Raw genomic sequence first — 14593 nt, 5'->3', positions numbered from 1 at the left:
GGAGGATGCCGCGCACGGCGGTGTCCGATTTCCGCCAGCCGGTGCCTCCCCGGCGTGACAGGCTAGGGGGCATGAGCCTGACGACGACACCGCCCGCCGCGTCCGTGGCGTCGCTGTCGTTCGACGAGCGCTACCGCGCGATCGACTCGCGCGACACCCGGTTCGACGGGCAGTTCGTGACCGCCGTGCGCTCGACGGGCATCTACTGCCGGCCCAGCTGCCCGGCGCGCACCCCCAAGCCCGCGAACGTCACCTTCTATCCGACCAGCGCCGCCGCGCACGAGGCGGGGTACCGCGCGTGCAAGCGGTGCCTGCCCGAGGCCGCGCCCGGCTCGCCGCAATGGAACCTCCGCGGCGACACCGCGGGTCGCGCGATGCGCCTCATCGCCGACGGCGTGATCGAGCGGGAGGGAGTGCCGGGCCTGGCCCGGCGTCTCGGCTACTCGCCGCGCCACCTCACCCGCCTCCTCACCGCCGAGCTCGGCGCGGGACCGCTGGCGCTCAGCCGCGCGCACCGCGCCCAGACCGCGCGCATGCTGCTGGTCGGCACCGACCTGCCCGCCGCCGACGTCGCCTTCTCGGCGGGGTTCGCGAGCGTGCGGCAGTTCAACGACACGATCCGCGAGGTGTTCGGCATGACGCCGCTCGAGCTGCGCGCGCGTCGGCCGCTCTCGGGCGGGCACGCCGCCGGCCCCGGCGCGATCGATCTGGTGCTGCCGCACCGGGGGCCGCTGTACGCCGACGGCCTGTTCGACTGGATGGGCGCCCGCGCCGTCACCGGCGTCGAGGTCGCGACCGGCACCACCTTCGCGCGCGTGCTGCGCCTGCCCGGCGGCCCCGCCTGGTTCGAGGTGCGCCTCGACGCGCAGGGCCGCGTGCGCCTGCGGGCCGCGCTGACCCAGCTGGCCGACCTCTCGACGCTCGTCACCCGCGTGCGGCGCCTCTTCGACCTCGACGCCGACCCGATCGCCGTCGACGATGCGCTGGCCGCCCACCCCGAACTCGCCCGCGCCGTCGCGGGCACGCCGGGGATGCGCGTGCCCGGGGCCGCCGACCCGCACGAGATGCTCATCCGCGCAATGGTCGGCCAGCAGATCACCGTCGCCGCGGCACGCACCGCGCTGACCGCCCTCACCGCGGCCCTCGGCGAACCGGTGACGGGGTTCCCCGACGCCGAGCGCCTCTTCCCGACGATGACGGCGATCGCCGAGCGCGGGCGCGAGGTGCTGCGCGGCCCCGCGGCGCGCATCGCCGCGATCGTCGGCGCGGCCGAAGCCCTCGCCGACGGGTCGCTCGTGCTCACCACCGGCGATGACGGCGCCGAGCAGCGCGCGGCGCTGCTGGCGCGGCCGGGCATCGGCCCGTGGACGGCCGACTACGTGCGCATGCGCGTGATCGGCGACCCCGACGTGACCCTGCCCGGCGATGTCGCGGTGCGCTCCGGCGCGGCCGTGCTCGGCATCCCGTCCGACCCGAAAGGACTGGCGACGTGGGCCGAGCGGACGGCCCCGTGGCGCAGCTACCTCACCGCCCACCTGTGGCACGCCTCGCCGCCCTCCCGGCCGGCGTCGGCGACCCGCCTGCAGAACTCCGGAAGTCCTGCGGCCGCCGCGGCGAAGACCCGCGGAGTTCCGGGGCCCGCCGCGGGCGCCGCCGCCGGATCACCGGAGTTTTGCACACCCCCCGAAGGAGACCGATCATGATCGCGACCATCCAGACCCTCGACACCCCCGACGGACCCTTCACCGTGCTCGAAGACGACGCCCGCCGTGTGCTCGCCTCAGGCTGGACCGCCGATCCCGACGCCATCCTCGCGCGCCTCCGACCCGCCGACCGTCCCGCCGACGTGCGGCCGGGGAGTGTGGATGCCGCGCCCGCCGTCGCCGCCTACTACGAGGGCGATCTCACCGCGATCGACGAGGTTCCGGTTCTGCAGCGCGGCACCGAGATGCAGCGGGCCGGCTGGGCGGCGCTGCGGCGCATCGAGCCCGGACATCCGCTGACCTATGCGGAGTTCGCGGTGCAGCTCGGCTCTCCGTCGGCCGTGCGGGCCGCGGCATCCATCTGCGCCCGCAACGCCCCGGCCCTGTTCGTGCCGTGCCACCGGGTGCTGCGCACCGGCGGTGGCCTGGGCGGCTTCGCGTGGGGACTCGCCGTGAAGGAGCGGCTGCTCGCGCGCGAGGCGGGCGTGCCGGCGCTCGTCTGACCCGCGCCGCGCCACGCGCGGGCGCCGCGCCGCGTCCCGGCGCCGCGCGCGGGCGTCCCACACCGCTCGGAAAGCCTTTGCTGTTGCATTCAGCCAAATCCCAGGCATATGCTGGAGGGCTGCCGCGCTCGCGCAGTCCCCACGCCGCCCACAGGAGGAAGCCATGTACCAGGTCGCTCACATCGCGAAGACCCCGGTCGTCCTCCCTGCCGTCGGGCGGCCGCGTCTTCGCTTCCAGGGGTAAGTCCGCTCCGTTTCTGCTCTCGGCCACGGCCGACCCGGCATATCGCCGCCACTCGGAGCGTTCCTCCCATCGGAGCCTCCGCCGCGCCGCCGCGCGCGTTCTCTCCGGCCCACCAGGCCCGCACCACCCCTCCCCACGAGGACCCATCAAGGATCATGACCACCACCGCTGAATCGCCACGGTCCGAACTGTCCACCTTCCGAGCGCTCGCCCGGCTGCTGCCGTTCGCCCGCCCGGTCCTGCCCCGCCTCGCCCTCGGCGCCGCCAGCGCCCTGGCGGCGAGCCTGCTCGCCCTGTCCATCCCGCTCGTGCTCGAAGTCATCGTTCGCGGGCCGATCGCCTCGGGCGATCTCGTGCTCATGGGCTGGGGCGCGGCCGCCATCCTCGCCCTCGGCCTCGCCGAGGCGCTCATGGTGTGGCTGCGCCGCTGGTTCGTGCTCGGCCCCGCCACCGGTGTCGAGTACGAGATCCGTCAGACCTTCTACTCGCGCCTGCAGCGCCTCCCGGTCGCGTTCCACGACCGGTGGCAGTCGGGGCAGCTCCTCAGCCGCATGATGCAGGACATCTCGATGCTGCGCCGCTGGATGGCCTTCGGCATCGTGCTCCTGGTCGTCAACGTGCTCACGATCCTCGTGGGCATGGGGCTGCTGTTCCGGTGGCACTGGGCGCTGGGCGGGATCTTCCTCCTGGTCAACGCTCCGCTGTGGTACGCCGGCTACCGGTTCGAGAAGACCTACGGCACCCTGGCCCGCCAGTCGCAGGACCAGGCCGGCGACCTCGCGACGTCGGTCGAGGAGAGCGTGCACGGCATCCGCGTGCTCAAGGCCTTCGGACGCGGCAAGCACGCGCTCCTGAAGTTCACCCGCCAGGCCGAGACCCTCCGCGAGACCGAGCTGAGCAAGGCCCGGGCCATCGGCTGGATCTGGTTCTGGCTGGTGCTGCTGCCCGACATCGCGTTCGCGCTGTGCCTCGGTGCGGGCATCGCCCTGACTGCGGTCGGCCAGCTGCAGGCATCCGAGCTCATCGCCTTCTTCGCGATGGCGACCGTGCTGCGATGGCCGATGGAGTCGATCGGCTTCCTGTTCTCGTTCCTGCTCGACGCGCGCACCGCGACCGACCGCATCTTCGAGGTGTTCGACGAGGTCAACACGATCGAGGATCCGGCGGAGCCCCGCGAGCTCGGCCGCGCGCGCGGCGAGCTCGCTTTCGAGGGCGTGCACTTCCGCTACCAGGATGCCGCGCCCACCGAACGCGACCTGCTCGACGGCATCGACCTCGTGCTGCGCCCCGGCGAGACCATGGCGCTGGTCGGGCTGACCGGTTCGGGCAAGACGACCCTCACGACGCTCCCGGGCCGGCTGTACGACGTGACCGGCGGTCGCGTCACGCTCGACGGCATCGACGTGCGCGACCTGACCCTGCACGAGCTGCGCACCCATGTGGGCATGGCCTTCGAAGATGCGACGCTGTTCTCGCAGAGCGTGCGCGACAACGTGCTGCTCGGCCGCGAAGACCTCGTGCCCGGGTCGCCGGAGGCCGAGCGGGTGCTGCGCGAGGCGCTCGGGGTCGCCCAGGCGGGGTTCGTCGACGACCTGCCCCAGGGCGTCGACACGATCATCGGCGAGGAGGGCCTCTCGCTCTCCGGCGGCCAGCGCCAGCGCCTGGCCCTCGCCCGCGCCGTCGCCGCCCGGCCCGCCGTACTCGTGCTCGACGATCCGCTGTCGGCCCTCGACGTCGACACCGAGGCGCTCGTCGAAGACGCGCTGCGCGAGGTGCTGCACGAGACCACGGCCCTCGTGGTCGCCCACCGCCCCTCGACGGTGACCCTCGCCGACCGCGTCGCCCTGCTCGAAGCCGGTCACATCACCGCCGTCGGCACCCACTCCGAGCTGCTGCGCGAGAGCGCGCACTACCGCCACGTGATCTCGAGCCTCGAGGTCGAGCAAGCCCGCCTGCGGGAGAGGGAGGTGAACCTGTGAGCACCACGGTCACCGGAACCAGCGGCGAAGACCGCTCCGACTACACCCGCGACGAGAGCCGCGCGATCCGGCGGCGCTCGCTGCGCCTGCTCGGCTCGCTCGTGACGCCGGTGCGCGGTCAGCTGTGGCTGGCCGGCATCGTGCTCGTCGTCTCGACGGCGTTCCGCGTCGCCGGACCCGCCCTGATCGCGTTCGGCATCGACAACGCGCTGCCCGCCGTCGTGGACGAGATGGATTGGATGCCGACCATCGGCGTCGTCGCCGTCTACCTCGTCACCGCGATCGGCGGTGCCGGGCTCATCGGCTGGTACGTCGTGGTCGCCGCGCGCCTCACGCAGGCGATCATGCTCGACCTGCGCAAGCGCATCTTCCTGCACACGCAGCGGCTCAGCCTGGAGTTCCACGAGTCGTACACGTCGGGTCGCATCATCTCGCGCCAGACCAGCGACCTGGACTCGATCCGCGAGCTGCTCGACGGCGGCCTGAACGAGCTCGTCTCCGGCCTGCTGTACGGCGGGTTCACCCTCATCGCCCTCCTCCTGCTCGACTGGGAGTCGGGCGTGATCCTCGCGGTGATGGGCATCCCGCTCATGCTGCTGATGCGCTGGTTCTACACGCGCTCGCAGGTCGTGTACCGCGAGTCCCGCGTGGTCAGCGCCCAGGTGATCGTCAAGTTCGTCGAGACGATGACGGGCGTTCGCGCGGTCAAGGCGTTCCGCAAGGAGAAGCGCAACGACGAGGAGTTCGGCGGGCTCGCCAGCAACTACCGAGACGTGAACATGCGCTCGATCCAGCTGTTCGGCACGTTCGAGCCCGGGCTGATGGCCGTGGCATCCACCTCGGTCGCCCTGGTGCTGCTGTGGGGCGGCATCCGGGTGGTCGACGGCGCGATCGAAGTCGGCGTGCTGCTGGCCGCGGTGCTGTACGTGCGCAACTTCTTCTCGCCGCTGCAGGAGGTCGCGTTCTTCCTGAACTCGTACCAGTCCGCCACCGCGGCGCTCGAGAAGGTGTCGGGCGTGCTGGAGGAGGAGCCCACGGTTCCCGACCCGGTGCGTCCGGTCGACCTGTGGAGCGCACGCGGCGCGATCCGCTTCGACGACGTGATGTTCGGGTACTCCGACGACCGGGTGATCCTGCCCGATTTCTCGCTCGACATCCCCGCCGGGCAGACGATCGCCCTCGTCGGCACCACCGGTGCCGGAAAGTCGACGCTCGCCAAGCTCGTGTCGCGGTTCTACGACCCGACCTACGGCAGCGTGACTCTCGACGGCGTCGACCTGCGCTCGCTGCACCCCAAGGACCTCCGCCGCGCGATCGTCATGGTCACGCAGGAGGCGTACCTGTTCAGCGGCACGGTCGCCGACAACATCGCGCTCGGAAAGCCCGACGCGACGCTCGAGGAGATCCAGGCGGCGGCGCGCGCCGTCGGAGCGCACGAGTTCATCGAGGCGCTGCCCGATGGCTACGGGACCGACGTCAACAAGCGCGGCGGACGCGTGTCGGCCGGTCAGCGCCAGCTCATCTCGTTCGCGCGCGCGTTCCTGGCCGACCCCTCGGTGCTGATCCTCGACGAGGCGACCGCGTCGCTGGACATCCCGTCGGAGCGGCAGATCCAGGACGCGCTGCAGACCCTGCTCGCCGACCGCACCGCGATCATCATCGCCCACCGCCTGTCGACGGTCGCGATCGCCGACCGGGTGCTGGTCATGGAGCACGGCCGCATCATCGAGGACGACGCCCCCGAGAACCTCATCGGCGGCGACGGGCGCTTCGCCAAGCTCCACGCCGCCTGGCGGGAATCGCTCGTCTGACGCCGCGAGTGGATGCCGCGCCCCGCGCTCGCGCCGGGCGCGGCATCCACTCCGGCGTGCGGCGTTCGCGTCGTCTTCCGCAGCGCGATCCGGAAACCGGAGGCCCGCGCAGTTTCCGGACCGAAGCGGCGATCGCGTCCGGAGAACGTACGTGGATCCGGTTTCCGGAGCACGCGCGCGCGGCGCGCGCGGCGCGCGCGCGGCGCGGGGCGCGAGCCGAGCGACAGCGCGCGGCGCGTCATGCGAGGTGCAGCCCGGCGGCGATCGCGCGGGCGATGGTGCGTTCGACGCCCTCCCAATCGTGCACGATCTGCACGTACGTGAAGCGCAGCACGGTGTAGCCGAGCAGCGCCAGCTCCGCGTCGAACGCCACGTCTCGGCTCCGCTGCGCCGATGACGCGTGGTGGGCGTACCCGTCGATCTGGATCACGAGCCGTTCGCCCATGAGGATGTCCACGGGGCGCCCGAGCAGCACGACCTGCTGCTGGATGGGGATCCCCCACGGGGTCAGCCGCACGACGGCGATCGTCTCGAGCCCCGAGTCCGACTGCTCGGACGCGCGGTCCGCACAGTCCCGTGCAGCCTGCGTTCGCCACCGCACCCGCTGGAGCGCTGCGGGCGATCGCGATTCCAGCTTGACGGCGGAGTTCCACACCACCTGCGCGCTCTCCGCATCGAGGCACACCGCGATGTGGGCGAGAGTGTCCTCCACCGACTCGAGGAGGCTGTCCGGTCGGGCGGGTGCGATCCGCTGCGACCAATGCACGGCGACGTCGGGATCGACGGGCGATGACGCGTGCGGATCGACCCGGAGGTGGATGCCGGTGGGCGCGCCTTCCGGCATCCACCAGCCTCGTCGCCGTGCCGCCGATACACAGGTGAGCGTGCCGCCGTTGATCGCGGCGGTGACCAGGTCGGGTGGAGCGTCGTCGGTCGCCAGCCAATCGCGCCGGAGCTTGCGCACCGCACCGGTGCGCACCGCCGCCCGGCGTACGGAGATCGGGAAGCCGGCACGCTCGGCCGCAGCCCGGTGGACGATCCCGCCGGAGGCGGCGGCCCAGGCCGCGAGTGCGGGCACCCCCTCGGCGATCGAGGCGAAGCGGCGGGGGCTGAGGGTGCGAGGACTCATACGGCGATCGTGGCCGACGACGGGTTCCGTCCAGGCGCTCTCCACAGAAGAATCACGCGGTGGCGCGTTTGCGGCCGCTGGGGAGGAGCGGGGCCGCGCGCCGAACGGTCCGGAAACCGGAGGTCAGTGCGCTTTCCGGGCCCGCGTGCGGATCGAGTCCGGCAAACCTGCCGTCATCCGGTTTCCGGATCTCGCGCAGGGGTGCAGCGCCGCGCACTCGCGCAGGGGTGCAGCGCCGCGCACTCGCGCAGGGGCGCAGCGCCGCGCACTCGCGCAGGGAGTGCAGCGCCGCGCATTCGCGCAGGGCGCGGGGGCCGACGAGCGCGCGCACCGGGCGCCGCGGAGCACGCCAAGGGCGACGGGGTCTCGGCGGGGGAGGGGTGGCCGGGACCCCGCCGCCGGATCTGGGCGGGTGTCGATACCCGTTCGCCGCGCTCGCTCTGAGAGGCGACTGTGCTTACAGGCGGATCTCCGCGATGACCTCACCGTACTCGGTCTCGGCGACCGGCGTGAAGCCCACACGGGTGAAGAACGCCTCGGGGCCGTCCTCGCCCGCCTCGTAGATGACGTTGACGTGGTCGACGCCGCGCTCGCGCGCCTCGGCCAGCAGGTGCTCGACGGCGAAGCGGCCCACGCCGCGGCCCTGGTCGTCGGCGTCGACGTTGATGCGCCACAGCACGGAGCGGAAGTGCTCGTCGGGCGCCTCATCGTCGAAGTTCGCGCTGACGAACCCGACGACCTCGTCGCCGTCGACGACGACCCGCTGCCACGACGTCTGCGGATTCACGACCGTCGCGGCGATGCCGTAGCTGACGGGAGCGAGGTATTCGGCTTGACCGGGCTTGAGCGACATGTTGTTGACCGCCACGATGGTGGCGGCGGACAGTTCGACCAGTCGCAGTTCAGCCATAGGCGACAGGCTAGCCGCAATCCACGGCCCGGGTCACGTGAACGATATGCGACCGTGTCGCAAGATCCTCGGGATTTATCTTGACGTCAAGATACTTTCGGTTCCGTGCGATAGGCTGTGCGGGCCCCGACAACGAAAGACGACACAGGTGACCGACTCGACCATCATCTACACCTACACCGATGAGGCCCCGGCCCTCGCGACCGCCTCCTTCCTCCCGATCGTCCAGGCCGTCACGAGCCAGGCCGGGGTGGATGTCGAGACCCGCGACATCTCGCTGGCCGGCCGCGTGCTCGCCGCCTTCCCGCAGCAGCTCGCGCCCGAGCAGCAGGTCGGCGACGCGCTCGCCGAGCTCGGCGGTCTCGCCACGCTCGCCGAGGCCAACATCATCAAGCTCCCCAACATCTCGGCATCCATCCCGCAGCTGAAGGCTGCGATCGCCGAGCTGCAGGCGGCCGGCTACGACGTGCCCGACTACCCCGACGAGCCGCAGAGCGTCGAGGAAAAGGACGTGCGCGCCCGCTACGACCGCATCAAGGGCTCCGCCGTGAACCCGGTGCTGCGCGAGGGCAACAGCGACCGCCGCGCGCCGCTGTCGGTGAAGAACTACGCCCGCAAGCACCCGCACCGCAACAAGGCGTTCGCCGAGGGGTCGAAGACCCGCGTCGCGACCATGGGTCACGACGACTTCAAGAGCAACGAGAAGTCGTGGATCGCCGCCCACGACGACGTGCTCACGATCCGCCACGTCACCGAGGACGGCACCGTCACGGTGCTCAAGGACAACCTCAAGGTGCTGCCGCGCGAGATCATCGACGCGACGTTCCTGTCTGCCGCGGCCCTCGACGCGTTCCTCGCCGAGACCCTCGAGGCCGCCCGCGCCGAGGACGTCCTGTACTCGGTGCACCTGAAGGCCACGATGATGAAGGTCAGCGACCCGATCATCTTCGGCCACGTCGTGAAGGCCTACTTCGCCGATGTGTTCGAGCGTCATGGCGCGGCGCTCGCCGCGGCCGGCCTCACCCCCAACAACGGCCTCGGCTCGATCCTCGCCGGCCTCGGCTCCGTCGAGGGGGGCGACCAGATCGCCGCGGAGATCACCGCGGGCCTGGCCGCCGGACCCCGCCTGTCGTACGTGAACTCCGACAAGGGCATCACGAACCTCCACGTCCCCTCCGACGTGATCGTGGATGCCTCGATGCCGGCCCTCGTGCGCAACGGCGGCAAGCTGTGGGGCGTCGACGGCGGCGAGGACGACACGCTCGCCGTCATCCCGGACTCGTCCTACGCGGGCGTCTACCAGGCCGTGATCGACGACGTGATCGCCAACGGCCCGCTCGATCCGGCCACCATCGGCACGGTTCCGAACGTGGGGCTCATGGCGCAGGCGGCCGAGGAGTACGGCAGCCACGACAAGACCTACGAGATCGAGACGCCCGGCGTCGTGCAGATCGTCGACGGCGAGGGCGCGGTGCTCATCGAGCACAGCGTGCAGCCCGGCGACATCTGGCGCGCCACCCAGACCAAGCACATCGCGGTCATGGACTGGGTCAAGCTCGCGGTCGGCCGCGCCAAGGCCACCGGTTCGCCCGCCGTGTTCTGGCTCGACGTCAACCGCGCGCACGACGCGCAGCTGATCGCCAAGGTGCACCAGGGTCTCGCGCTGCTGGACACCACCGGCATCCAGATCAGCATCCTGGCTCCCGCTGAGGCGACCCGGTACACGCTGGCGCGCATGCGCCACGGCCTGGACACCATCTCGGTCACCGGCAACGTGCTGCGCGACTACCTCACCGACCTCTTCCCGATCCTCGAGGTCGGCACGTCGGCCAAGATGCTCTCGATCGTCCCGCTGCTGGCCGGCGGCGGCCTGTTCGAGACGGGCGCAGGCGGATCGGCGCCGAAGCACGTGCAGCAGCTCGTCGAGGAGAACTACCTGCGCTGGGACTCGCTGGGCGAGTTCTTCGCGCTCGCAGCCTCGCTCGAGCACCTGGCCACCTTCACCGGCAACGTCCGCGCACAGGTGCTGGCCGACACGCTGGATGCCGCCACCGGCACGTTCCTCGAGAACGACAAGTCGCCGGGCCGGGCGCTCGGCACGATCGACAACCGCGGCAGCCACTTCTACCTCGCCCTGTACTGGGTGCAGGAGCTCGCGAAGCAGACCGCCGACCCGGAGCTGGCCGCGGCCTTCGCCCCGGTCGCCGAGGCGCTGGCGGCCAACGAGCAGAAGATCGTCGACGAGCTGGTCGCCGTGCAGGGCTCGCCCGTCGAGATCGGCGGCTACTACCGTCCCGACGCAGCCCTCGTGACCGGCGTGATGCGTCCGTCGCCGACGTTCAACGAGATCATCGACGCGATCGTCTGATCGCGGCAACCACGAAGGCCCGGTCGCTGCGTGCGGCCGGGCCTTCGCCGTGTCGCCCTCAGACCCGGGATGCCGCGAAGGCGGCCTGGGCGGCCCACTGGTACGGCCCGCCGCCCTCGTGGTCGTTGAAGTCGTACACCTCGATCGCCTTGTCGGCCACCGGCACCCGGTTGTACGCGGCGAACACGGTCGAGGGCGGGCAGGTGAGATCCTGCAGCGCGACCGAGAACAGCGAGGGAGCCGAGACGCGCGCGGCGAAGTTCGCGCCGTCGAAGTACGACAGGGTGTCGAACACGCGCTCGGTGGCGCCGCGGTGCACCGAGAGGTAGCGTGCGACCTCCTGGTACGGGTCTCGGTCGGTGAGGCCGACGGCGCGCTCGAAGTGGCACAGGAACGGCACATCGGGGAGCACCGCGCGAAGTCCCGGCACGAGGCCGGCTGCGGCGAGGGCGATGCCGCCGCCCTGGCTGCCGCCGGCGACCGCCACACGGGCCGCGTCGATGTCCGGGATGCCGCGCACGGCGTCGACGGCGCGGACGGCGTCGGTGAACACGCGGCGGTAGTAATACGTGGTGGGGGAGTCGATTCCCCTCGTCATGAAGCCCGGCGACGACGGGCCGGTTCCGTGCGGGTCGGCGGTCGCCCCGCCGCCGCCCCAGGCGGAGCCCTGCCCGCGCGTGTCCATGAACAGGTGCGCGTATCCGGCGCTCGCCCAGGCGAGCCGCTCGTGGGGGAGGCCGCGGCCGCCGCCGTAGCCGTTGTACTCGACGATCGCGGGCAGTGGCCCCTCGATGCCGCGCGGCATCCACAGCCAGGCCTTGACCGGCTCGCCGGAGAAGCCGGGGAAGGTGACGTCGAACACGTCGACGGTGCGCAGCGCCGTGTCGACCGGCTCGAGCACCACCTCGCCTCCGGCCTCGCGGGCCATGCCGATGGTGTCGGCCCAGAAGGCGTCGAAGTCCTCGGGCTCGCGGATCTCGGGCGCATAGCTGCGCAGTTCGGGCAGGCTCAGATCGAAGCGGGGCACCCCGTCAGATTAGTGCGCGGCATTGCTCCGGGTCGCGTCACGCGTGGACCCAGACCTCGGTTCCCGGGACGGTCCAGTCGTAGACGAACTTCGCGTCGTTGTCCCACATGTTCACGCAGCCGTGGCTCTGAGGGAAGCCGAGGCTCGAGCGGAGGTTGCTCGCCCCGTGGAAGCCGATGTCCGGTGCGAACCAGGTGACGTACGGCACGTCCTCCACGCAGTACGGCGCGCCGTCGAAGCATCCCATGCTCTGGATGCGCGAGTAGCCGTTCACCGTGAACCGGCCCTGCGGAGTCGGCGAGCCGGAGAGCCCTGAGGAGACGATGATGTTCGCGACCATCTCGTCGTTCTCGTAGAGGTATGCACGCTGCGCGCCGAGGTCGACCTCGATGGTGCGCTCCAGGGCCGTGGTGGTGAACTCCTGCTCGGTGACGGGAAGGGCGAACGCGCCCTCGCCGCCCGCGAGCTGTGCGGCGTAGTCGTCGGCGATGCCGTCGGTGGCGCCGAGCGTGCGTCCGGTCACTCCCTCCGTGACCGTGCGAAGCACCCCGCCGCTGGAGTTGGTGATGACGGTGGCATCGACGGCGGCGCGGTCGATGGCGGCCGGAAGGGTGTCGACGACGGACTGGATCGCGCCGGCGTCGGCCGAGATCGCGTAGGTGCCGTCGGTGTTGCGGGTGACGGTGAGCCAGGATGCCGCGACCGCGGGCTCCACGGCGACGGCGCGATCGTCGCCCACGTAGAAGCCGGCGCTCTCGAGGATGCCGTTGAGCCGGGCGGCCGTCTCATCGGCGATGGCGGAGGTGGTGACGGCCTCGATCGGCACCTGCGCGGGCTCGAGGTCGATGCTGGTCTTCCCGCTGTCGAAGGCGCTCTGCAGGGCCTCCTCGATCACGGCGAGGTCGATGCCCGAGCCCGCGGTGGAGGGGGTCGTCACGTAGCGCGCGGCGTCGGCGTCGTACGCGAGGGTGGCATCCACCGGCTCGACGTACAGGTCGGGCACCGCGGCGACGAGGGCCTCGGTGGCGGCGACGTGGTCGATCGTGACAGTGGCGGGGGAGGGTTCGCCGTTCCACGTGGTGGGGTTCCACATGGGGTGCGCCGCGAAGGCGTCGTCGGCGAGGGCGCTCGCGTCGACCGAGGCGCCGAGGTCGGCCCCGGTGACGGTGACGTCGTCGCCCGCGCCGGTCAGGACGATGGTGGTCTGGGCGAGCCGCTGCTGCACGGCGTCGGTGGCGCCGCCGACGGTCATGCCGCCGACGGGGACGCCGGCGATCGAGGTTCCGGGGGCGATGAGGAACAGCGACGCGACGACCAGCGCGACCGCCATGGCGCCGGCGCCGAGGCCGATCCACAGTCCGGTGCGCTTCTTCTTGGGCGCCGGCTCCGCAGGCGCCCATTCGTACGTCGGCTCGCCGGGAAGCGGCGGCGGTCCGTCGATGACGGCCGTCTCCGCAGCGTCGTTCGACGACACGGCATCGTTCGGCTGCGCCCCGTCGGCGCCCGGCTTGGTCGCCAGATCCGTCACGCCATCACCCCCCGATCGCGATCTACGTCCTCCCTATGGTAAGGGACGCGTGTGCGCGCCAGGGAATGCGGCCGTGGGGGATGCAATGTAACGGTTTTGTAAACACGCCACCCAAATTCCTCCCAGGGGTTGCGCGACGTTTGTTCGTAAGGTCTACTAACAAACATGTCTGCATCGGAAGTGCACCGCGGCTCTTCCACACTCGAGCCGCCGCACACCCTCACCGCCACGGGCGGCCGCTCCTTCGGGGCGGGCCGTGCGCTGCGGCCCGGCGCCAAGGTGCTTCCCGAGCACGCCCGCGGCCACAACCGCTCGCTCGTGCTGCAGACGCTCTTCCACCAGGGTGCCATGAGCCGCGCCGACCTCTCTCGCGAGACCGGGCTCACCCGAGTCACCATCTCCGACCTCGTGGGCGAGCTGATCGCCGACGGCTTCGTCGCCGAACTCGGCGTGCGCGAGTCCTCGCGCCCCGGAAAGCCGGCGATCCTCGTCGATCTCGACCGCGCCGGCCACCGCATCGTCGGCCTCGACCTCTCGGGCACCGACACCTTCATCGGCGCCGTGCTCACCCTCGACGGCGAGATCGTCGTGCGCCGCGAGGCCCCCGTGCCGGCCAGCGCCGGCGACGTGGTCGCCACGGTGGTGGAACTCGCCCGCGAGCTCGTCGCCGAATCCCACGCCCCGGTGCTCGGCATCGGCGTCGGCACCCCCGGTGTCGTCGACGACCGCGGCATCATCCTCACCGCCCCGAACTTCGGCTGGGCGGGGTTCGACCTCGAATCCGCCCTCGAGGGCGCCCTGCAGCTTCCCGTGCTCGTGGCCAATGACGCGAACGCCGCCGTGCTCGCCGAATACACGTGGGGCGGCGCCGGCGACGACGTGCTCCTGGTCAAGGTCGGCCGCGGTGTGGGCTCCGGCCTGCTCTCGGGCGGCCAGCCCATGCGCGGCAGCCGCTTCGCCGCCGGCGAGATCGGCCACGTCACCGTCGGCACCGACGGCGGCCCGCAGTGCGTCTGCGGCAAGGTCGGGTGCCTCGAGGCCTGGCTGTCGGTGCCATCGCTGACCGAGCGGATGGATGCCGCGCCCGACGCGGCCGGTCGCGAGAGCGTGCTCCGCGACGCCGGCGAGCGTCTCGGCATCGCCCTGGCGCCGGTCGTGGGCGCCCTCGATCTGTCGGAGATCGTGCTCTCCGGCCCCATCGAACTTCTCGACGGACCGCTCGCGGCGGCCGCGGTCGAGACCCTCCGCTCCCGCACTCTCGCGCAGTTCCACGACGGCGTACGCGTGCGGATGACGGCGCAAGGCCAGGACATCGTCCTGCGCGGCGCCGCCGTCATGGTCCTGTCTGGACAACTCGGGGTGTCGTAGCAACGACGCGGCACCCGCAATTC

Annotated in this window: 10 protein-coding genes; 6 read left to right on the top strand and 4 right to left on the bottom strand. The window is 71.7% G+C overall.

What is annotated here, in order from left to right:
- Window positions 1-71: 71 nt before the first annotated feature.
- The 4 genes from HQM25_RS12770 to HQM25_RS12755 all read left to right on the top strand — a co-directional run bounded on the left by HQM25_RS12770 (window position 72) and on the right by HQM25_RS12755 (window position 6240).
- Window positions 72-1703: a DNA-3-methyladenine glycosylase 2 family protein gene (locus HQM25_RS12770; RefSeq protein WP_172990581.1), complete on the top strand. Its 1632-nt coding sequence runs from the start codon at window positions 72-74 to the stop codon at window positions 1701-1703.
- Entirely contained in the window at window positions 1700-2206 is a 507-nt protein-coding gene (locus tag HQM25_RS12765) for a methylated-DNA--[protein]-cysteine S-methyltransferase (protein ID WP_172990580.1), read from the top strand. Before HQM25_RS12770 ends, HQM25_RS12765 begins: the two co-directional genes overlap by 4 nt.
- 399 nt (window positions 2207-2605) lie before the next feature.
- Window positions 2606-4429: an ABC transporter ATP-binding protein gene (locus HQM25_RS12760; protein WP_172990579.1), complete on the top strand. Its 1824-nt coding sequence runs from the start codon at window positions 2606-2608 to the stop codon at window positions 4427-4429.
- Window positions 4426-6240 (top strand): ABC transporter ATP-binding protein, encoded by a 1815-nt coding sequence (locus tag HQM25_RS12755; protein ID WP_172990578.1) that lies wholly within the window; start codon window positions 4426-4428, stop codon window positions 6238-6240. The genes HQM25_RS12760 and HQM25_RS12755 overlap by 4 nt, the downstream gene beginning before the upstream one ends.
- Before the next feature lie 238 nt (window positions 6241-6478).
- Here the strand turns inward: HQM25_RS12755 and HQM25_RS12750 are convergent, their stop codons facing one another.
- Together HQM25_RS12750 and HQM25_RS12745 are read right to left on the bottom strand one after the other, a co-directional pair.
- Window positions 6479-7369, bottom strand: coding sequence for an endonuclease domain-containing protein (locus HQM25_RS12750; RefSeq protein WP_172990577.1), 891 nt, complete (start codon window positions 7367-7369; stop codon window positions 6479-6481).
- Between the two features lie 457 nt (window positions 7370-7826).
- Window positions 7827-8279, bottom strand: a complete 453-nt coding sequence (locus tag HQM25_RS12745; RefSeq protein ID WP_172990576.1) for a GNAT family N-acetyltransferase — start codon at window positions 8277-8279, stop codon at window positions 7827-7829.
- Window positions 8280-8427: 148 nt separating this feature from the next.
- Between HQM25_RS12745 and HQM25_RS12740 the strand changes: the two genes are divergently transcribed.
- Window positions 8428-10647 carry an NADP-dependent isocitrate dehydrogenase gene (locus HQM25_RS12740; RefSeq protein ID WP_172990575.1) on the top strand — a complete coding sequence of 740 codons (2220 nt, stop codon included), beginning with the start codon at window positions 8428-8430 and terminating at the stop codon, window positions 10645-10647.
- A 58-nt stretch (window positions 10648-10705) separates the two neighbouring features.
- Here the strand turns inward: HQM25_RS12740 and HQM25_RS12735 are convergent, their stop codons facing one another.
- Window positions 10706-11674, bottom strand: coding sequence for an acetylxylan esterase (locus tag HQM25_RS12735; protein WP_172990574.1), 969 nt, complete (start codon window positions 11672-11674; stop codon window positions 10706-10708).
- Between the two features lie 37 nt (window positions 11675-11711).
- Window positions 11712-13202, bottom strand: a complete 1491-nt coding sequence (locus HQM25_RS12730; RefSeq protein ID WP_254359329.1) for a L,D-transpeptidase family protein — start codon at window positions 13200-13202, stop codon at window positions 11712-11714.
- A gap of 165 nt (window positions 13203-13367) precedes the next feature.
- Here HQM25_RS12730 and HQM25_RS12725 point away from each other — a divergent pair, with 165 nt between their 5' ends.
- Window positions 13368-14570, top strand: a complete 1203-nt coding sequence (locus HQM25_RS12725; protein WP_172990573.1) for an ROK family transcriptional regulator — start codon at window positions 13368-13370, stop codon at window positions 14568-14570.
- The last annotated feature ends 23 nt before the right edge of the window (window positions 14571-14593 follow it).

Origin of the sequence: Microbacterium hominis, from assembly GCF_013282805.1 — a bacterium.
In the GTDB taxonomy this organism is placed as follows: Bacteria; Actinomycetota; Actinomycetes; order Actinomycetales; family Microbacteriaceae; genus Microbacterium; species Microbacterium hominis_B.
Note: the sequence above shows the minus strand (reverse complement) of the source record. Positions and strands in the feature narration are given on the sequence as shown.